15 protein-coding genes are annotated in these 19,834 nt (G+C 56.2%); 8 read left to right on the forward strand and 7 right to left on the reverse strand.

Translation table 11 applies throughout. From position 1 onward, the window contains the following. Positions 1–10: 10 nt before the first annotated feature. The 5 genes from EUZ85_RS03055 to EUZ85_RS03075 all read right to left on the reverse strand — a co-directional run bounded on the left by EUZ85_RS03055 (position 11) and on the right by EUZ85_RS03075 (position 4,665). Positions 11–574, reverse strand: coding sequence for an NADP oxidoreductase (locus EUZ85_RS03055; protein ID WP_127967860.1), 564 nt, complete (start codon positions 572–574; stop codon positions 11–13). Beyond that, positions 571–1,329, reverse strand: a complete 759-nt coding sequence (locus EUZ85_RS03060) for a 2Fe-2S iron-sulfur cluster-binding protein (protein ID WP_127967861.1) — start codon at positions 1,327–1,329, stop codon at positions 571–573. Before EUZ85_RS03060 ends, EUZ85_RS03055 begins: the two co-directional genes overlap by 4 nt. Continuing rightward, a complete protein-coding gene (locus EUZ85_RS03065; protein ID WP_127967862.1) occupies positions 1,326–3,161 on the reverse strand; it encodes an NAD(P)H-dependent oxidoreductase subunit E in 1,836 nt (611 codons plus the stop codon). The genes EUZ85_RS03060 and EUZ85_RS03065 overlap by 4 nt, the downstream gene beginning before the upstream one ends. Positions 3,162–3,308: 147 nt before the next feature. Beyond that, on the reverse strand, positions 3,309–3,986 hold the full coding sequence (locus EUZ85_RS03070) for a Sir2 family NAD-dependent protein deacetylase (protein WP_127967863.1): 678 nt from the start codon (positions 3,984–3,986) through the stop codon (positions 3,309–3,311). 136 nt (positions 3,987–4,122) lie between these two features. Further along, positions 4,123–4,665, reverse strand: a complete 543-nt coding sequence (locus EUZ85_RS03075) for a glutathione peroxidase (RefSeq protein WP_127967864.1) — start codon at positions 4,663–4,665, stop codon at positions 4,123–4,125. 207 nt (positions 4,666–4,872) lie between these two features. Here EUZ85_RS03075 and EUZ85_RS03080 point away from each other — a divergent pair, with 207 nt between their 5' ends. From EUZ85_RS03080 to EUZ85_RS03095, 4 genes are all read left to right on the forward strand, one after another. Further along, positions 4,873–5,643, forward strand: coding sequence for a glutathione S-transferase N-terminal domain-containing protein (locus EUZ85_RS03080; RefSeq protein ID WP_127967865.1), 771 nt, complete (start codon positions 4,873–4,875; stop codon positions 5,641–5,643). Positions 5,644–6,050: 407 nt separating this feature from the next. Beyond that, the gene (locus tag EUZ85_RS03085) at positions 6,051–6,974 is read left to right on the forward strand and encodes a hypothetical protein (protein WP_127967866.1); all 924 of its coding nucleotides are present in this window, start codon (positions 6,051–6,053) and stop codon (positions 6,972–6,974) included. A 102-nt stretch (positions 6,975–7,076) separates the two neighbouring features. Further along, positions 7,077–7,961, forward strand: coding sequence for a DUF3365 domain-containing protein (locus tag EUZ85_RS03090; protein WP_127967867.1), 885 nt, complete (start codon positions 7,077–7,079; stop codon positions 7,959–7,961). Between the two features lie 350 nt (positions 7,962–8,311). Next, the gene (locus EUZ85_RS03095) at positions 8,312–9,745 is read left to right on the forward strand and encodes a serine/threonine-protein kinase (protein ID WP_127967868.1); all 1,434 of its coding nucleotides are present in this window, start codon (positions 8,312–8,314) and stop codon (positions 9,743–9,745) included. Between the two features lie 55 nt (positions 9,746–9,800). On the opposite strand, the gene EUZ85_RS03100 is transcribed toward EUZ85_RS03095, so the two are convergent. Next, a complete protein-coding gene (locus EUZ85_RS03100) occupies positions 9,801–11,165 on the reverse strand; it encodes a substrate-binding domain-containing protein (RefSeq protein ID WP_241566940.1) in 1,365 nt (454 codons plus the stop codon). A gap of 286 nt (positions 11,166–11,451) precedes the next feature. Here EUZ85_RS03100 and EUZ85_RS03105 point away from each other — a divergent pair, with 286 nt between their 5' ends. The 3 genes from EUZ85_RS03105 (at position 11,452) to EUZ85_RS03115 (ending at position 16,816) form a co-directional block, all read left to right on the forward strand. Next, complete coding sequence (locus EUZ85_RS03105; protein ID WP_127967869.1) at positions 11,452–12,207, forward strand: DUF1566 domain-containing protein; 756 nt, start codon at positions 11,452–11,454, stop codon at positions 12,205–12,207. A gap of 93 nt (positions 12,208–12,300) precedes the next feature. Further along, positions 12,301–13,305, forward strand: coding sequence for a serine/threonine protein kinase (locus EUZ85_RS03110; RefSeq protein ID WP_127967870.1), 1,005 nt, complete (start codon positions 12,301–12,303; stop codon positions 13,303–13,305). Positions 13,306–13,576: 271 nt separating this feature from the next. Then, positions 13,577–16,816, forward strand: a complete 3,240-nt coding sequence (locus tag EUZ85_RS03115; RefSeq protein ID WP_129498708.1) for a DUF2339 domain-containing protein — start codon at positions 13,577–13,579, stop codon at positions 16,814–16,816. 3 nt (positions 16,817–16,819) lie between these two features. Here the strand turns inward: EUZ85_RS03115 and EUZ85_RS03120 are convergent, their stop codons facing one another. Continuing rightward, positions 16,820–17,680, reverse strand: coding sequence for a dienelactone hydrolase family protein (locus tag EUZ85_RS03120; RefSeq protein ID WP_127967872.1), 861 nt, complete (start codon positions 17,678–17,680; stop codon positions 16,820–16,822). 181 nt (positions 17,681–17,861) lie between these two features. Between EUZ85_RS03120 and EUZ85_RS03125 the strand changes: the two genes are divergently transcribed. Continuing rightward, the gene (locus tag EUZ85_RS03125) at positions 17,862–19,778 is read left to right on the forward strand and encodes a PhoX family phosphatase (protein WP_127967873.1); all 1,917 of its coding nucleotides are present in this window, start codon (positions 17,862–17,864) and stop codon (positions 19,776–19,778) included. Positions 19,779–19,834: the final 56 nt, after the last annotated feature.

Raw genomic sequence — 19,834 nt, forward strand, 5'->3', positions numbered from 1 at the left:
GGCGCCAGTCCTAATCGTATTTGATCATGTGGTATTCCTGCGGCGCCGGCTCGCCTTTGATCAGCGCCGCCAACGTGGCCCACAGCACTTCCCCGGTTGGTGGACAGCCGGGGATCTGGTAGTCGATTTTGACCACTTCCGCGCAGGTGTATACCTTGTCCAGCAACAACGGCAGCGCGGCGTCATTAGGAATCTGATTGCTGGGGTTATACACCTTGGCGCTGCTGGAATAGGCTTCCTCCAGACATTCCCGCAATGGGTCTTCCGAGTGCATGATGGCGTTGCGCATCACCGGCAGGCCACCCATGATGGCGCATTGACCCACCGCCACCAGCACGTCGCAGTGCTTGCGGAACTCCTGCAGGGTATGGACGTTTTCCTCATTGCAACAGCCGCCCTCGATGACGCCGATGTCGCAACGGCGGGAGAACGTTTTGAAATCGGTCAGAGGGGAACGGTCAAACTCCGCCAGCTCCATTAATTCCAGGATGTGTTCATCCATGTCCAATAAGGACATGTGACAGCCGAAACAGCCAGCCAGGGAAACTGTGGCGATGCGCTTTTTACGTTTCATGACTGCTCCTCGGACGGATCGATCTGATGCACGGCGATACGGTTTTTATGGCGAGCTTCGATTTCCCAGCCGATGGGTTTATTGTCGAACTGGCGTTGTCCAATGGGGGCGAAAAATCCCTCTCTTTTACGGATGATACAGCCGACCGGGCAGACCTCCAGAGACATGGCGTAGTCGTCGATGGATGCGTCGGAGGCGGCCAGATTCTCCGCATTGACGCCAATCCGTTTGTGGATGCCGCGTCCCACATATTCAAAAATATTTTTGCCGTCCACATCCCGGGAGGCGCGGATACAGCGCCCGCATAAGATACAGCGGTTGGTGTCCAGAGCGATATCCGGGTGCGAGGCGTCCACCGGGCGCACCGGTTGCAGATAGGGATACAGGCTGTCCTGGGAAATGCCCAGTCGATACGCCATGGCTTGCAGCTCGCAGCGTCCGCTGGCCTCGCAAATAGGACAAAGATGATTGCCCTCGTGAAACAGCATGCGCACCAAATCGCGACGATAACCCTGGACCTGAGGCGTATCGTTTTCGACGGTGACGCCCGGTTCCGCGGGCTGTGTGCAGGCCGCCGCAGTGCGGCCGTTAACTTTCACCGTACAGACGCGACAACTGCCCTGCGGGACTAAGCCCTCTACGTCGCAGAGACGAGGAATATAAACGCCAGCGTCGTCGCAGGCGTCCATGATGGTCTGGCCGGGTTTGGCGACGATGGTTTCGCCATCCACGCTAAATTCGAACTCTGTGCTCATTCCTTGTCTCCATAAGCCGGGTCATAGATGAGCGAGCGCCGCTTGGCGATGATTCTGGCCTCGTCCAGCGCCTTTTGAATATTGAAGCCCGCCTGCATGCCTCCGGGTCGTTCCTTCACCATGGCGGAATAGACCAGTGGGAAGTATTCCATGGTGGAGAGTATGGGGTTGGGGGAAGTGTGTCCGAGCCCGCAGCGGCTGGTGGCGATGATGGTGTCGCTCAGGTTGCGCAGATAATCCAGATCCTCCGGTTCACCCTCTCCGTGCATGATTTTTTCCAGCCCTTTTTTCAGGAATACATTGCCTACGCGACAGGGCGTACAGTAGCCGCAGCTTTCCTCAATGAAGAAGTCCATGTAGTAGGCGGCGGCTTCAAGAATATTACGGGAGCTGTTGAAGCAGACAATGGCGCCGGCGGAGGCGAGATCTTCAAAACACAGGCGGCGGTGAAATTCGGTGCGCCCCACTATCTGGCCGCTGGCGCCGCCGACTACGATAGCTGCGGCGTCCTGTGCGCCAGCCTGCGCGAGAATTTCCTCCAGGGTGACGCCAAAGGCGACTTCATAAATTCCAGGTCGAACGCAGTCTCCGCTGATGCTGAGCAACTTGGTTCCAGAGCTGCCCGTGGTTCCCATGCCGCGGAACCATTGCGCGCCTTGCTCCATGATGCGCGGAACGCAGCTCAGGGTTTCGACGTTATTAACAACAGTAGGGTGGCCCAGGTAGCCGGATTGCACAGGAAACGGCGGCCGGTTTTTGGGCTCGCCGCGCTTGCCTTCGCAGGAGCTGATCAGAGAGCTTTCTTCCCCGCAGATATAGGCGCCGGCGCCCATCTGTATGCGAATATCGAAAGCAAAATCGTCTCGTCCGAGAATGCTGGCGCCCAGTAAATTCTGTTCCCGGCGCTGTTGCAGTTTTTCTTCCAGATAGGCGCGCAGATAGCGGTATTCGCCGCGCAGATAGAGAATGCCGTGGCGGGCGCCTACTGCGTAGGCGGCGATCGTCATGCCGGCGAACAGCAGGTCGGGTTTCTCGGTCAACAGTACACGGTCCTTGAACGTGCCCGGTTCGCCTTCATCCGCGTTACAGATGACGTAACGTTCTTCAGCGGGAGTGTTCGCCGCCAGTCGCCATTTTCGGCCAGTAGGAAACCCGGCGCCGCCGCGTCCGCGCAGAAGCGACTCTTCTACCTGGGCGATCACCTCCAGCGGCGATAACTGCAAAGCGGCGCGCAGGCCCTGTTCTGGATCAGCGTCGGTCAAAAGAACCGGTCCGGGCTGACGAATATTATTGCGCACCATGGCCTGGACGAGGGGATGGCCGTTGGCGCCATCGCCGGTTTTGCCGATCAGTGTTTGCGGGTCTTTGGACTTGCGCAGAGTTCGCAGGATGCTTTTGACTTTGGCTGGCGTCAGACGGGTGACGACTACATCGTTGATCAATGCGGCAGGAGCCTGATCGCACATGCCGATGCAGGGGGTAAACTCCAGGGAAAAAGCGCCGTCGGCGCTGGTTTCGCCCGGCTGGATTCCGAGTGCGTCGGAAAACGCCTCGGCGATGGCTTGCGCGCCGGCATGACGGTCGACAATGTCATCACACAAGCGAATGGTGATATCGCCTTTGCGTTTGTCGGAGAAAAAAGCATAGAAACTGACGACGCCTTCCACTTCCACCCGGTAGGTTCCGGTGAGAGAGGCGATCAGCGACATCGCCTCGCCATCGATGCAGCGCAGCTTGTCCTGCACTCGCCACAGGATGTCCATCATCCGGCGCGGGTCGTTGTCGTAGTCGGCGCAGACTTGCTTGATGAGAGTTGCGTTATCGTTATCCATGCTTCGTCCCGTCAGCGCGTGTGAAGTTGCCTGGTTGGGTTGATGACGCTGAGCGGCGGATGCAGGTCGCAACGCCGCCCAGCGTATTCCATAGTATCGTCATTCAGGGAAGGTATTTTGACGTGAGTCTGTTTTTCCCTGAAAAATCTATAGCTTAAGAGATGCGATCCATTCAGGTACGCCGGCGCAGGCGGTTTTACGGATAATCGTGGCGCCTTTGACTTTCACATCTTCGCCGGGATCGATTACCGTTATCGAGCAATGTTCTGGCGTGCAGTCCACCAGACCCGCAGCGGGATACACTTGCAAGGACGTACCGACTACTAGCAGCGCATCCGCTGTGGCCACGATATCCGCAGCGGCCTCCAGCATCGGGACCATTTCTCCGAACCAGACCACATGCGGTCGCATTTGTTTGCCTTGAGGACATAGATCACCCAGCGCAATATCCCGGTCATCCAGATCAACCAGATAACGTTCATCGACACTGCTGCGCGCTTTCATGATTTCACCGTGCAGGTGTACGACGTTGCTGGACCCTGCGCGCTCGTGCAGGTCATCGATGTTTTGCGTGATGATGGTGACGCGATGTTGCGATTCCAGCGCGGCGAGGGCCATGTGCGCGGCATTGGGCTGGGCTTCCCGCGCCTGCTGGCGCCGGGTGTTGTAGAACTCCAGCACTAATTGCGGGTTGCGCTCCCAGCCGCCAGGGGACGCCAGATCATGTACGCTGTATTGTTTCCATAGTCCGCCTACGTCCCGGAACGTAGGCAGGCCGCTTTCGGCGCTTATGCCAGCGCCGCTGAGCACGACGATATGAGCCACGAACTTTCCTCAAAGTATGATTAGCTGTGCGTTCACCGGCATACGCCGGCCTGGAAAGAGCCGCCGAAGTTAAGCGGCCCAACAGGGCTAAACATAGCCCGGCGCGGCGCCGGGGTAAAGCTCGGACAGATCGGGGTTAGAGAACGCTTTCCACGGCGGCGATGAAGTCCGGGTCTTCCGGCGTAGTGCGACTGGGAAATGCGGCGACGACGCGACCTTCCTTGTCTACCACATATTTATGAAAGTTCCATTGCGGAGGCTGCCCGGTCTGTTCCGCCAGATTTCGGAACAAGGGATGCGCGTTCGGTCCTTTGACAGGATGTGCGTCCGTCATGGTGAAGGTGACGCCGTAATTAACGAAACACACTTCCGCCGTTTTTTCTGCATCGTTGTCTTCCTGATTAAAGTCGTCCGAGGGCATGCCGATGACTTCCAGACCTTGTTCCCGATAGCGCTTATACATCGCCTCCAGCCCTTTGAACTGAGGGGTAAAACCGCAGTAGCTCGCCGTATTAACGATCACCAGCGGCTTGCCGGCGAAGCGTTCGCATAGATTGATGGATTGGCTGGAGTGCAGTTTTTTGACGTCGCCGTCCAGCAAGGCGGGGCAGGCCGCCAGCGCTGACGCGCTTTGGCACAGTAAAAGGCTCAATAAGGCTGTTTTGATGAATCTGGGCATGACCGTTTTCCTTGTTAGTCAGTATTAACTGATTGTGCGGCAGGGCGCTGGCGAAAGTCTATGGTGACCGGGAGCGCGGCGTAGCCGTCGCCAATAATTACGGAGTCAGTCTTACTATAGATTGCAGTTTGATTGCGCGCGCCACTTGAACCGGTGAAAAAAGCAGGCCTAGAATAATTGACCTTTGGTCATTATGAGGCGTTAGCCATGTTCAACTCCCACAATTTTGATGTGCTCGGCTCCACGCTGGCGTCCACTCTGCGACGTTGGCGGGGCACGATGGGCAGCAGCAAAACGGCGCAGCCTGAGAAAGCGCCAGAACTTTTTGATCGCGAAGGCTGTCCGCATTGCCGTCTGGTGCGGGAAGCTCTGACGGAGTTGAACCTCGACGCCATGATTTATCCGGTTCCGCAAGGCGGCGTCAGGCACCGTCAGCGTTTACAGGAACTTTCCGGTGGCGACACGGTCCCATTTCTGTACGATCCAAATACGGATGAAAAAATTGCGGGCGCGCAGGCTATCGTAACTTACCTGTTTCGTCAGTATCGCGCCAAACAGCCGCCTGCGGCGCTGAGGGAATCCTTCATTAATATGACGGGCTCCAGGCTGGCGACTTTGGTGCGAGGCGGGAAAGGCCTGACAGCGGCGCCATCAAATGCGCCGAAGAAACCCCTGGCGCTGTACAGTTTTGAATCCAGTCCCTTCTCGCGATTAGTGCGCGAACGCCTATGCGAACTGGAGTTGCCCTACCTTCTGGTCAATCTGAGCAAGCAGCAGTTGGCGGATTTGGGGCCGGCGGCGCAACGGCTGCATTTGGGCGATTACAAACCTTTGCCGGGAAGTAAAAGAGAGGCTTTTCTCAAGGAGCATGGACGCGTACAGGCGCCGTTTCTGGTGGACCCGAATCGCGGGGAAGGCGCAGGGTTGTTTGAATCTGCGGAAATTATCAAGTATCTGAACGCCGCTTATGCTGTCTGAACCTGCGGATTGTGCTGATAATTACTTGAAAGCATTCATATTCCCGCCGCGCTATACTGTCGCTCCTTAACCTATCGCGCGTCCCTGCAACCTAATGGACGCGCGCCGCGTGTTCTACAGGGAGCGTCCTTTCTTTGGGAGTGGGTGAAATGAGGAGGGCGTTTCGCAACAAACTCTCATGACTATACAAAATAGGCATTGAAGCCAACGCGGGCAATTGCCATGATTAGCAGCTCGGCCTGCGCCGCTTATCGCGGTCGGATGCGCCAATTATGGAATCTCGAACAACTATCTGGATGAATGTGCTAGGGCTAGAAATGAAAAATAAGTTGTCTGCGAAGGACTTGTGCTTCTTTATACCGCGTAATTTGCTTCTGGTGGGGGCGGTTGCTCTCAGCGGTTGTAACATGTCTTCAATCAAACCCTCTACGGACTCCGGCGCCAAGACGGAAGACAAGCAGTACGCCACTCCCTCTACACCTGAAACGACAAATGCGACGACTTCGCAAGAAGCGGCGACGTCAACCACGCCAGGCATGACGGACGCAACCTCGGAAGCGGGATCTGCTACGATGCAAAGCGCCGATGGCGCTGATCAGACAGGCGCTGGCAAGACGGCGCAGAAGACCACATCCACTGCAAAACAGAAAACCACTACGCCTGCCGCTAAAAAGACCGTAAAGGAAAAAACGGCGACTAAGAAAACCGCCAGTTCCTCAAACGGCGCATCCGCGAAAAAGAAAGATGCGGAGAAGCCGCAATCCAAGCCAGCGGCGACTAAAGAAAGCGTAAAGAAAGAACCCGCGAAAAAAGAAACGGCGGATACCAGCGCAGAGACAAAACCTGTCGTTGAGACCGCTATGCTGTCGCAACCAAAAGAAACATCAGGACTACAGATTACCGGCAGCATGCTGCCCTATGATTTTGGCGGCTGGATGCTGGAGAAGGATTGGGATAGCGCGCACATCGGCGTCTGTCGACTGCGTTCGGAGCGTCATCCAATATTCGACGGCTATGAAAATTCCAACGTATGGATTGAGGTGTTGGCCAAAGAGGTCAACGTGTACACCAGATCGAACGTCGATCTGACCTATCCCGGCGTTGGCCTGCAGTTAGCGGAACAAACGGTTCTCGACTTTAATGAAGTGTTTCAGGAGACAAACGCGCGGATAAAAGGTGACCATACCCGCGCGCTGCAAAACGCCAGCAAACTGACGGTTAAATTAGGTTTCTGGCCCAGCTGGCCGCAGACCCAAACCCAGCAGGCGGTGATACCGGCGACGGTGTTGAAGCAGGCGATACCGGTTTTTCTTAACTGCAAAAACCTGTAATCACGAATTAGGCGCGGGACTAATGGCGGCGGCGTCAAAGGTAATTGCAACGACCGCCCGGCCGAAAGAAAAAGTAAATCATAGCTGAAGGATGTTTCGGGGATGACCTTAAGACTTAAATTTAACCTTGTATTGGGTTTGGCTTCTTGCGCCGGCATCGCCCTGGCGGCCTTTCTGGTGTATCAACTATTGCAGAAAAATGCGCGGGAAGAGGTGCTCGACAGCGCCCGGATCATGATGCAGAGCGCGTTCGCCGTACGCGGTTACACCGTTGATGAAGTGCGTCCATTGTTGGCGCTGCAGCAGAAGCGTCAGTTTCTACCGCAGACCGTGCCGGCTTATGCGGCGCACCGCTATATTGGCAAGCTGCAGAAGGAGTATCCTGAATACAGCTACCGGGAGGCGACGCTGAACCCAACCAACCCGGCGGATCGCGCTTCGGATTGGGAAGCGGATATTATCAACCATTTCCGCAACAACGACGGCGCGCCGGAACTGGTCGGCACCCGGGAAACGCCGACAGGCCCTTCGCTCTACATGAGCCGCCCGATCAAGATCACCGATCCGAAATGTCTGGCCTGTCACAGCACTCCCAGCGCGGCGCCGCAGACCATGATCGACATGTACGGCAGCTCCAACGGTTTCGGCTGGAAGCAGGATGAAGTGGTCGGCGCCCAGATCGTATCGGTGCCTATGTCGCTGCCGCTGCAACGGGCGGATGAAACCTTCAAGCTGTTTATCGGTTTGCTGGTGGGCGTCTTCCTGGTGATTGCTGTGCTGCTTAACGTCATGCTGGACTTCGTGGTTATCCGTCCAGTCAAGAAACTGTCCGATAAAGCTAACGAAGTCAGCTTGGGCGCGTTGGAAGCGGAGGAAATGCCGGTGAAAGGCAACGATGAGATTTCCTCGCTGACTCAGTCCTTTAACCGTATGCACCGCAGTTTGGCTAACGCTGTCAGATTGTTGGACGAGACTGGCGAGCCTTGAGCATAAAGTAAACAGCTCAGGCAATATGCCAAAGCGCCTGACGATCGTGTCGGGCGCGTGTTGATTACAACCTTTTAAGTGGCCGCTATGGCGATGAAGTGAAGGATCGCGCTATATTGACCGCATTGTAAGTCAAGTCCGGGACCTCTTCTCAAACTTACAAAAATCAACGAATTGGTTTGTATGGTTCGAGTAAGCGTAGAGTAAGCTTACCTATAGTTAAGGACTTTTGGGGATACGCCGCACTGCTCTGTGCGCAGGCGGGTTAAATCGGATGTTACACGGAAGACGGCTGTCGGCGCCCGCTCAATAGCGGCGTGGCGGTTTGCTTTGCTCAGTACGTAAGAACTATGTCGACGAAACCACCATTTGACGTAATCGGAAAATATAGCGTTGAGTCCACCATCGGCCAGGGCGCAATGGGCGTGGTGTACAAAGGCCATGACCCGGATATAGACCGTCCGGTCGCTATCAAAATGCTGCACGCCCACCTGATGGTGGATCAAACTGATGGAGGCCTGTTGGCCCGTTTCCGTCAGGAAGCCCAGGCGGCGGCCCGCTGTCTGCACACCAATATCGTTACCGTCTTTGATTTCGGCGTCTTCAAGAACTCGCCCTATATGGTGATGGAGTTTGTCGACGGCATTGATCTGCGTTCTTTCCTGCGGGAAAACATGCAGCTTTCCGTGCGTCAGATTGGCGATTTGGTCATCCAAGTGCTGGAAGCACTGGATTACGCTCACCTGAAAGGGGTGGTGCACCGCGACGTTAAACCCGCCAACATTCTTTTGCTGGAGTCCGGTCATGTGAAAGTGACGGATTTCGGCGTTGCAAAACTGGATACCTCCGAGCTGACCAATGTCGGCGACGTGATCGGCACGCCCAGTTACATGTCCCCGGAAGCGCTGCGCGGCGATCGGGTTGATGGGCGCAGCGACCTGTTTTCCGCCGGTATTGTATTGCTGGAGTTGATCGCCGGTAAACGTCCGCAAAAGGGCGGCTTGCCCTGGACGGAAAAAGAAATTCTGCAATTCATCGCCGACAGTCCCACGCTGCCGGTGCAATTGGATCGCGCTTTCTCCAGTCTGTTAGCGAAAGCATTGACCGCAGAACCGAAAGACCGATATGAAACCGGGCAGGAATTCGCTATCGCCTTGAAGACGCTGCTGGCGCCTAACCAGGTGTATGTGCCGGATCTCAATGATCTTGCCGCGACGGTGATACAAAGCAAGGTTACTTTCGCCGGTCGTCAGGCGGACCAGCCTTCCACCTACAGCTCTGCGTCAAGTTCCCAGATCGCGCTGTCGCCGGAAGTGTCTCTGATTTTGAGCCAGACGCTGGCGCCGTTTCTGGGGCCGGTGGCGCACCATATGATTCGCAATGCCGCCGCGTCCTCGACGAGCCTACAGGAGATGATTGAGAAACTTTCCCGTCATATTCCCAATGAAGCCGAGCGACGTAATTTCCTCAGTACGTTGAATCGCACCGGGATTCGTTCCATGCCCAGCGAAACCACCGGCAGTGGCGCATCGCGCATCACCACCATTGGCTCGCGTTCGTCCATCAGGCCAGGACAGGCTGGTCCGTTGACGTTGAGTGGCGAAACCTTGCAGAAGCTGACCCAGTTATTGGCGCATCATGTCGGCCCACTGGCTTCGCGGCTGGTGCGTAAATCGGTGAAAAGCTCATCGGATATGGAAACGCTGTTCAAGGACTTGGCCAACAGCATTCCAGACGAGTCGGAACGCACCCAGTTTATCTCCAAGGCGCGTAAATCCATCTAACGCGAACAGATCAAAAGAAGCAGAATCGCCGCTGTTGAGCAGCGGCGATGGGCTGTTATTTCGCGTCTTTGCGCACCCAGACTTCCACTCGTCCGTTACGGCTTGCGCCATGCACGCCGCCGCTGGCGCCGACAGCCATGTACTGGCCATAACCGGTTACCGCTTTGACCTCTGCGCCGCGTTCTTTCAGCGCCCGGTTGACTGCGTTAGCGCGTAGCTCAGACACCATTTGCGAGCGCAACTCATCTCCGCTTTTGTCCGCGAAACCAATCAGCATCAGATCTGCTGGTGAGCGACCGCTTTGGCGCAAATACTCCAATAATCGCTCCAGATCGCGCTGGGCTTTGTTATCAAGCTTGCTACGTCCTGCGGCGAAACGGAAGTTCACCGTCAACCGATTGTAGTTGCGGGTTAACTGGCGGAAAGACTCAGGGACGCTGTTATCCAGCTTGGGGTCGACTTCCAAAATATTCTGAGAAACAAAGCCGCTGTCCGCGACAATGTCCTGGCCCATGGCGGAGTGTGTGAAGTGGATAAACCCATCAATGGCGGCTTTATTCGGACGCCCGCTGGTGTAGAAGAACAAGCGACGGGCCAGGGGATAGTCTTCCGTCGCCAGACTGAGTTGATCCGGCGCAATGGCGGGACTGTTCGCCTCGGCGATGGCCAACGCTTTGCTGCTGCGCACGGAAGCGAAACCGCTGAAACCAATAGCGCCGCGGTCTTTACTGACGTCGTCGGACAACTGATCGTTGGATTCATAACGTTTGGCGGTTTTCACCAGCTTGTAAGCATCGCCGAGCACTAAGCTGGAGAAAGTATCCCAGGTGCCTGAACTTTCGTCACGAGCGTAAACGGTCACCGCCATATCCGGGCCGCCGACCTGCTTCCAGTTGTTGATTTTGCCGGAAAACAGCTCCGCTACCTGAGTGGTGGTGAGGGACTTCACCGGATTGCGTGGATGCACCAGTATGGCCAGACCGTCAACGGCGATGACGTGCTCTGAATCCAGCGCTTTCAGATCCGCGCGCTTCTTATGCTCCTGCGCTTCGGAGTCTTTGACGGGACGGGATGACGCCCAAACATCCGCCTCTCCGGATTTCAATGCTTTATAACCGGTGCTGGAGCCATGAGCGGCGACTTTGACGGCGATGGTTTTGCCTTGCACGGTACCGCTGACGATGGCTTCATTTTCTTTGCCGGCGCTTTTCACCGTGACGTTCTGCGCACCACGCTCCTCTAGGTAGCGCTTTACCAGAGCCGGGGCCAGGGCGGCGCCAATAGTATTGGAGCCATGAACTTCGAATAAATATCCTTTTGTGGGGACGTCTTCCTGACTGAATGGGGTTAACGCATAGACACGCAGACTGGCGAAGATTAGCGCCAAGCTTATGAAAGCGGTGAACCGACGTGCGCGCACAATTTTTATATCTCTCATTTGAAAAGAACAGTGTGTCAGGTTGGAAAGGAGCGTTGATACTATTAAGTATTTATGACAGAAATATGACAGAACTGTAACAAAAGGTTCCAAGTTGGAAGCCGCATTGTTTCAGCTTCGCCATGAACGTACGAGGAAGTATAGTTCAGATAAATGAATAAAATATGATAGGTAACAAGCGTACTTTCTCTGAGATTCCATACTAGTTTGGGTATAGGTTATGCTCGGGGACGAATCTCCTGCTTGCTGAATATGAGTTGAGCCTGATATGCGTCGATCGGTTGCTTGGGCCACGTTTCTGGAAGTGTTGTGCGCGATTCTGCTACTGGCGGCGCTGATCGCCGCGTTGTTGTATATCTTCAATACCCCGGAAGACTCACTTCAGGGCGAGACATTAGCGCCTGGTCAGGAGAGTCCAGAACTACCCAATACTGTAAATGGCTCGGGCGAACAGGAGCATGCTCCTGCTGGTGTGGAGGAAGGTCCACGATTCGTTAAAATAGACGCCGGCGGTGCAGAGCTGTCGCCAGAGGCGGGGGAGTGGTCCTGCGTACTTGACCGCAGTACCGGGCTTTTGTGGGAAGTGAAGCGCACTGACGGTGGTTTGCAGGATGCCGAGCACACCTACTCGTGGGCGCGGGAAGGCGACTTGCCGGACGCAGATGCGGAGCCAGACGCGCCGCCGCCGGGAGGTAGCGTCTATAACCGTGGACTGTGCCTGTATTCTGAATGCGATACCGCAGCCTACGTGAGGGAAGTGCGGGAGATCAGTCTGTGCGGCGCGTCCGACTGGCGTCTGCCTGAGGCGGCGGAGCTGCGGACCTTGGAGCACCCCACCCGTTATTATCCGGATATTGATACGGACTTCTTTCCCAACACCATCTCCGGCAATTACTGGACCTCGACGGAAGTGGAAAAGGCGAGGACGCTGGCCTGGTCCGTGGACTTTAATAATGGCTTTCCCTACATCGCTGAAAAGCGTTTGGCGCATCACCTCCGGCTCACATCCGGACCCGTTCGCTAAAGGCGCTAACGCGACTCCATGTGGGTAAGGTTCACTATCGCTGAACCGGTTCAGATCTGATATGTTGGGCGCACTTGGATACAGGATCTCAACATGACTGCGCCGAACACACATCCTTTCGATGCTTTAACCCCCGAATTTATCATGGACGCCGTCGAGAGCCAGGGCTATTTATGCGACGGACGTATTTTCGCCCTTAATAGCTACGAAAACCGCGTTTATCAGGTAGGCGTTGAAGGCGCCGATCCTCTGATCGCCAAATTCTACCGGCCAAATCGCTGGAGCCGGGAGCAAATTCTCGAAGAACATGAGTTCTGTTACGAACTGGTGGAGGCGGAGCTGCCCGTGGTGGCGCCGCTCCGCCTGAACGATGGAGGAACGCTGCCGCAGGCGGGAGAGTTTCACTTCTCTCTGTTTCCCCGCAAAGGCGGCCATGCGCCGGAACTGGATAATTTCGACAGCCTGCTGACCTTGGGTCGTCTGTTGGCCCGTATTCACGCGGTGGGAGCGGTCAAGCCCTTCCAGCATCGTCCGCGCATCGATACGCAAAGTTTTGGCCGCGACGCGGTGGCGTTGGTGCAGGAACAATTCGTTCCCAGTGAACTACGCTCTTCCTATGATTCATTGACGCGTGATTTATTGCAGGCGCTGGAAGAAATCATCGGTGATGGCGGCGACTTTGTTTATATCCGCACTCATGGCGATTGCCATGTAGGCAACATGCTGTGGCGTGACGATGCGGCGCATTTCGTGGACTTTGACGATACCCGCATGGCGCCGGCCATACAGGACCTTTGGATGTTGCTCTCCGGCGACCGTCCCAACCGCACTGCGCAGTTGGTGGAGATCGTCGAGGGTTATAACGAATTCTATGATTTCCGTCCTTCTGAACTGAGACTGGTTGAAGCGTTGCGCACGTTACGCATGTTGAACTATTGCGCCTGGCTGGCCAGTCGTTGGAGCGATCCCGCGTTTCCGCGCAACTTTCCCTGGTTCAACTCTGCGCGTTATTGGGGAGATCATATACTGGAGCTGCGTGAGCAACTTGCGGCGTTAAACGAAGAGCCTTTACGACTCCCTTCCTATCAGGTTCGCTAAAGCGCGATCCAGTCAGATTGTATCGCCATGTAGGTATTGAAACCCGATACCTCGCATGGCGGAATCCGACACTTTCCGGTTTCAGCTTCCGCTTTTTTCAACGCTCCTACATGTTGAGAGATGGCTGAAATCAGCTCTACCGTTAATAATTGATGTAAAAGAAAAAAACGTTGCTTTGCGCTATTTGCCTGCGTAGATGCGGCGCGCGGACGGTGAGTTCAAATCGGCGATTCAGTTTTGCTCTTAAAACTATTCAAGGTGCGTGGTCAGCATGGACATTCTTATTCTTCTGATAGTCGGCGCGGTGGTCGGCGGAGCCGCGTTGCAGTCCTTCGGAGGCGCATTGATGGGCGCTGCGTTGGGCGCTTTGGCGGCCAGCTTCCATCGCTTACAGATGAAAGTGCAAAAGCTGGAGAAAAAAGTCAGCGCATTTGAAAGGGCCCGTTCTGAGCCTGTCGCTGCGCCGCCGCCAAGGGTGGAAATCCCTCTCGCCTCAAACCTGAATACAGCGACCTCGTCGCAACCGATGGCGACGGCCTCGACCTCTGCCCCGAACACTGTGACGGAAAACGTGAATACGTTGGATGAGGTCAAAGAAGAGGAAAATATTTCCCTTGATATCAGAGACCTGCAACTGGATATAGAGCCGTCTCCTGCACCGGCAGTCGCGATGGAGCAGGCGCCTGTTACACCATTGGCCATGACCGAAACTGAGCCAGCGCAGGAAGAACCTGTCGTTGCGCCGGCGGCGCCTGCTGAGGTTGCTCAACCTGAACCTCTACGTCCCACGCCTGCTGAGCCGGCGCCTCCCAATTTGGCCGATAAGCTGGTGGCCTGGGTGACCAACTATTTCACCGGCGGCAATATTGTCGTGCGGGTGGGCGTCATTATTCTGTTTTTCGGCGTGGCGTTTCTACTGAAATACGCGTCGCAAAAAGTGGTTATTCCTCTGGAGCTGCGTTATCTGGGCGTGGCGGCGGGCGCCGCCGCCATGTTCGCCATCGGCTGGCGCTTGCGTCGCAAAAACCAGGGCTATGGCCTCATTATGCAAGGCGGCGCCATTGGCCTTTTGTACATCACTATCTTCGCCGCTTTCCGCCTGCATGGCTTACTTTCTTCACTGACCAGCTTCTCATTGATGGTGGCGGTGGTGTGTTGCGGCGTATTGATTGCTGTCTTGCAAAACGCACAGGCGCTGGCGGCGGTCAGCGTCATAGGCGGTTTCGCTGCGCCCATTCTGGCCTCTACCGGGCAGGGCTCCCATGTGGAGCTGTTTACTTACTATTTGCTTCTCAATCTGGGCGTTACCGCCATCGCCTGGTTTAAGTCCTGGCGCACGTTGAACTGGCTGGGGTTTGTTTTCACCTTTGGCATTGGCATGGTTTGGGGCGCGCAGTATTACACCCCTATGTTCTTCCATTCCACCGAGCCTTTCCTGATCGCTTTCGCGGTGATGTATAGCTTGATCGCCCTGCTGTTCGCCTCGCGTCAGCCCCCCAATTTGAAGGGCCTGGTGGATGGAACCCTGGTGTTCGGGACGCCTACGGTGTTTATCGCCCTACAGTCGTTGATGGTTAAGGACACGCAATACGCTATGGCCTGGAGCAGCGCAGGCGTTGGTATTTTCTATCTGACCTTGAGTTTGCTGGTGCGCGCGCGTCCTCAAATGCGTTTGTTGTATGAATGCTATCTGGCGCTGACGGTTGCGTTTCTCACTCTGGCGATTCCTCTCGCCTTCGACGGGCGCGTTACCTCTGCGCTGTGGGCGGTGGAAGGCGTCGCCCTGTTTTGGGTAGGCGCGCGCCAACAGCGACTGCTGCCGCGCTTTTCCGGATTGGGATTGATGCTGTTCGGCGGCGCTATGTATCTCACGGAGCCGCCATCCCAGGAACCGCAATGGTTTGTGTTGAACGCTGACTTTATTGGCGCTTTGCTGGTGACCATCGCAGGCGGCCTCACTGCTCGCATTGCGACGCGTTATCAGGATCGCCTGTTGCGTCAGGAAGTGCAGTGGGCTCCGATTATTCTGTCTCTGTGGGCTTATGCATGGTGGATGGCGGGCGGTCTATTTGAGATTCATCGCCACATCGCCGATACGCACCTGCCGATAGCTGGCAGTCTGTTCACGGTGTTGACGGCGATGGCCTGTCAGTTCTTTGCGGGAAGATGGCGTTCGCCGCATTTGCCCTGGTTGGCGATGGCGAGTTTTGTCATTGGAGTGGTTTACCTCTTTACCCACTATCAAGTAGACGCACGCACTATTGCGTGGCTGAACGCGGACTTCCTGGCGTCCATGACGTTGGTGGCGTATGCGTTGTGGGCGGGGATTTTCGGCAGGCGCGGCGAGCAGCATCGATATTTTGCGCCGGCGGAAATGGTCAATGCTCTGGTGCTGGGCGTGGCGGTGGCCTTAGGGTCGCTGGCGGGCGGAACCGAGGCTATTGAGCAGTATCCGTCAGCGATGGAGGCGTCGGCGTTTCTGCTGTTCTACACGTTCTTCACCGGCGCCTTTGCGCTCTCATACCTGCGTTTCCAATGGACGACGGCGGCTTACCCAGCGCTATTGCTGGCTCCGGCGATATTATTTGTTTTGTTCATTTATGTGCTGGAATACCGGGCGTTATACGCCAACGCCGGCTGGTTAGCGTACCCAGTGGCGTGGGCGGCGCATTTCGGATACCTGCGCCTGATGCAGGATCGCGTACGTGCGCCAATAGGCCTGTTTCATTGCGTGATGTTATTCGCTCTGGTATTCGCGGTCACCTGGCAGATTCATTTTGAAATCACCGGCGAATATGACCCTGAAACCATGGCTGGGCAGGCGATATGGGGATTGGTTCCCGCTCTGGCGTTGCTGGCTCTGCGGCGCGGCATGTCCTCGGTCTGGCCGTTTGCGCGCTACCCGCAGGAACTGTTGCAATGGCTCCCTCGCGCCTTGCTGGCGAGCGTTGGGTTGTGGATGTTGTGGAGTAACATAGTTGCTCCAGCGAATAAGGGGCTGGCGCTGTTGAACCCACTTGATCTGGTGAACCTGCTGGCCTTGTGGGTGTTGTGGACGGAAGTGCGTCGCCATGGCGCGCTGGATGCACTTAAACAAAGAGTCGCCTCATACGGCGTGGTGGCGGCGTTTTGCTTCCTGTGGCTCAACGCGTCCCTGTTCCGCGCTTTCCATTTCAGTCTGGCTATCCCTTACCGCTTCGATGACATGGTGTCGTCCATCGTGGTGCAGAGCGGCATGAGTCTGCTGTGGAGCATTGCGGGCATGCTGTGCATGCTGGTCGGCGCGCGCAGGGCGCATCGCTCGGTGTGGATGGTCGGCGGCGGCTTGATGGTGGCGGTAGTCGCCAAACTGTTCCTGTTCGATCTTTCCGGCACGGGCACGGTGGCCCGTATCGTCGCCTTTATCAGTGTTGGCGTAGTGTTGCTGTTGGTGGGCTACTTCGCTCCGGTTCCGCCCCGGGAAGACGCGGAGAAAGCACCCGCGTCGGAAGCGGAAAGTGGGGCGGAGTAAGCCTCAGACCAATGCTTGTTTAAGGAAGGCGACGGTGCGCTCCCAGGCTAACTGAGCGGCTTTCGCATCATAGCGCGCGGCGTTGGCGTCATTATGAAAAGCGTGATTGACGCCTTCGTACATGTGCAGCTCATAGCGCGCGCCTGAGGCGTCCAGGGCTTCACGATAGTCGGGGATGCCCTGGTTAATGCGGTCATCCAAACCTGCATAATGCAGTTGCAGCGGGATTTTGATCCTGGCGGCGTCAGCGGCGTTTACCTGCCTGCCATAAAAGGCCACGGCGGCGGCGAGATCTTGAGAATGAGCCGCCAGCTGGTTGGCCATGGCGCCGCCCCAGCAGAACCCGACGCAACCCACTTTGCCGTTGCAGTCCTCGCGTTTTGTGACATAAGTTACCGCCGCCTCAAAATCCACGCGGGTTTTTTCTCCATCCAGTTGCGCGATCATACCGCGGGCTTTGTCCTGATCGTCCGGCGTGCCTCCCAGAGGAGACAACCCATCCGGAGCAAGGGCTATGAAGCCCGCCAGCGCCGCCCGTCTCGCCACATCTTCAATGTGTGGGTGCAGTCCTTTATTCTCATGGATGATCACTACGCCTGGCAGCGGTGCGGATGTGTCTTTGGGTTTGGCGAGATAAGCGCGGATGACGCTTTCGCCGCCTGGGTATTCGACATATTCGCTGATAATGCGCGCGTCGTCTTTGGCGATGGTATCCGCTCGTGCGTAGTTGTTTTCCAGCAGGGGCAGAAGCGCCATCGCCGCAGTGGTCCCGCCGGCCAGTCTGGTCAGGCGGTCAATGAAGGTTCTGCGACTCATGGTGGAGTGTGTGTATTCGTCGTAAAGCTGGATGAACTTTTGTTCCATGGAAAGCTCCTTCTCTTGTTGTTCAGCGGTTGGTCCGCGATGTGTCGCAGCCCAGGCGCATGCTTGTTTTTGGGTACTGCTTTCCTAACGAAAATCTTTAGCCGGAACAGGCGTGGTTCACGAAACTGTCATTTACTTGCAGTAAAAGTGCTGTCGGATCAACGCTGTTAAGGTAAAAAAAATGACTGTACAACATCCTCAATATGGTTGGGAAATAAAAGACTCTGATGACATTCCCTCCAGTCCTGAGCAGGGTCGGAGTTTCTTTGACATCCTGCAGGCGCGGACTTCCCGTCGTGGCGTTTTGCGTGGTTTCGCTGCTGGGGCGGCGGCTTCAGGCGTTTCTCTGACTGGTTGCAGTGCAATCATGGCCGGCTCGGACAAGGGTGAACTGACTTTCACTGAGCTGCCTCATGGACAGGACGAAACATTCCACGTGGCGCCCGGTTATGAACACGATGTCCTGATTAGCTGGGGCGATAAAGTGTTAGCGGATGCACCGGCGTTTGATCCTCGTAACCAGAGCGCGCAAGCGCAAGCCAAACAGTTTGGCTACAACAACGATTTCGTTGGATTCCTGTCATTGCCGTTGGGTTCCGACAATTCGGATCACGGCCTGCTGGCTGTGAACCACGAATACACAATTTCCGAGCTGATGTTCCCAGGTTCGCCGAAGACGGATCAGATGAGCAAGGCGCAGGCGGATATCGATATGATGGCGCACGGCCTCAGCATCATCGAAATCAAGAAGACCGATGGCAAATGGGCGGTGGTTCAAGGCTCAAAATACAACCGTCGCATTACTCCGGTAACGGAAATGCGCATGACGGGTCCCGCCGCCGGCAGTGACCGTTTGCGCACCGCGATTTCTCAGGACGGAGTAAGAACCCTGGGCACCTACGGCAACTGTGCGGGCGGCGTCACGCCCTGGGGTACCGTATTAACAGCTGAAGAAAATGTGCAGAACTACTTCAAAGGCGATCCCGCCAAAACCAAAGAAGCGGAAAACTACAAGCGCTTCGGTTTATCTGGCGAACACGAATACGCCTGGGCCAACTATTATGATCGCTGGAATCTGGCGAAAAGCCCCAACGAGCCCTTGCATGTAGGCTGGGTGGTGGAGATTGATCCGTTTGATCCCGATTCCAAGCCGCAAAAGCGCACTGCCCTGGGTCGTTGCAAGCACGAGGGGTGTAACGTCTTCGTCAACAAGGATAACCACGTGGTGGCCTACACTGGCGACGATCAGCGCTTCGAGTATGTCTACAAATTTGTCAGCAAGAACAAATACGACCCCAGCAACCGCGCCGCCAATATGCGCCTGCTGGAGGAAGGAACGCTATACGTGGCGGAGTTCACTGACGGCGGTCTGGTGACCTGGCGTCCGCTGGTGTTCGGCCAGGGCCCGCTGACCGCGGCCAACGGCTTCCGCAATCAGGGCGATGTCATGATTGATATGCGTAAGGCGGCGGATCTGCTTGGCGCCACCCGCATGGATCGTCCCGAAGATGTGGAAGTGAATCCGCGCACGGGCTCAGTGTTCGTCATGCTGACCAATAACAGCAAGCGTAAGGATGGCGACACCAACGCCGCCAACCCCCGCGCCAAAAACCAGTCCGGCCATATTATCGAAATGACGCCGCCAGATGGCGACCACACGGCGGATCGCTTTATGTGGGACATGTTCATTATCGCCGGCAATCCGCAGACGGAAGGCGCTAAATATCACCCGGATATTTCCGCCAACGGCTGGTTCGCCGACCCGGACAACTGCGCTTTCGATAATCACGGCAATCTCTGGATCGCCACTGACGGCGCATACAAAGACGGCGTCGCCGATGGCGTGTGGGCCTGTGCGGTATCCGGCGAAGCGCGTGCGTTGACCAAGCACTTCCTGCGCACGCCCTTACAGGCGGAGTTGTGCGGACCCTTCTTCACCCCGGACAACCAGTCTTTCTTCTGCTCGGTGCAACACCCCGGCGAAGAAGGTACTTACGATCAGCCCACTACACGCTGGCCTGACTTCCGCAACGACTTGCCGCCGCGTCCTTCCGTAGTGGCGATCAATAAGTCCGGCGGCGGCCGCATCGGTAGCTGACGCATTATCGATCGCATAATCTGAAAGTAACGAGAAAACCGGTGCTGGAAACAGCG

This window comes from Hahella sp. KA22 (assembly GCF_004135205.1).
In the GTDB taxonomy this organism is placed as follows: Bacteria; Pseudomonadota; Gammaproteobacteria; order Pseudomonadales; family Oleiphilaceae; genus Hahella.

What these genes read in the sequence shown, in the direction of transcription:
- EUZ85_RS03120 (WP_127967872.1), bottom strand. Translation starts at nt 17,680, where the DNA reads ATGGAACAAAAGTTCATCCAGCTTTACGACGAATACACACACTCCACC.
- EUZ85_RS03065 (WP_127967862.1), bottom strand. Translation starts at nt 3,161, where the DNA reads ATGGATAACGATAACGCAACTCTCATCAAGCAAGTCTGCGCCGACTAC.
- EUZ85_RS03060 (WP_127967861.1), bottom strand. Translation starts at nt 1,329, where the DNA reads ATGAGCACAGAGTTCGAATTTAGCGTGGATGGCGAAACCATCGTCGCC.
- EUZ85_RS03080 (WP_127967865.1), top strand. Translation starts at nt 4,873, where the DNA reads ATGTTCAACTCCCACAATTTTGATGTGCTCGGCTCCACGCTGGCGTCC.
- EUZ85_RS03085 (WP_127967866.1), top strand. Translation starts at nt 6,051, where the DNA reads ATGTCTTCAATCAAACCCTCTACGGACTCCGGCGCCAAGACGGAAGAC.
- EUZ85_RS03110 (WP_127967870.1), top strand. Translation starts at nt 12,301, where the DNA reads ATGACTGCGCCGAACACACATCCTTTCGATGCTTTAACCCCCGAATTT.
- EUZ85_RS03055 (WP_127967860.1), bottom strand. Translation starts at nt 574, where the DNA reads ATGAAACGTAAAAAGCGCATCGCCACAGTTTCCCTGGCTGGCTGTTTC.
- EUZ85_RS03090 (WP_127967867.1), top strand. Translation starts at nt 7,077, where the DNA reads ATGACCTTAAGACTTAAATTTAACCTTGTATTGGGTTTGGCTTCTTGC.
- EUZ85_RS03115 (WP_129498708.1), top strand. Translation starts at nt 13,577, where the DNA reads ATGGACATTCTTATTCTTCTGATAGTCGGCGCGGTGGTCGGCGGAGCC.
- EUZ85_RS03075 (WP_127967864.1), bottom strand. Translation starts at nt 4,665, where the DNA reads ATGCCCAGATTCATCAAAACAGCCTTATTGAGCCTTTTACTGTGCCAA.
- EUZ85_RS03095 (WP_127967868.1), top strand. Translation starts at nt 8,312, where the DNA reads ATGTCGACGAAACCACCATTTGACGTAATCGGAAAATATAGCGTTGAG.
- EUZ85_RS03105 (WP_127967869.1), top strand. Translation starts at nt 11,452, where the DNA reads ATGCGTCGATCGGTTGCTTGGGCCACGTTTCTGGAAGTGTTGTGCGCG.
- EUZ85_RS03125 (WP_127967873.1), top strand. Translation starts at nt 17,862, where the DNA reads ATGACTGTACAACATCCTCAATATGGTTGGGAAATAAAAGACTCTGAT.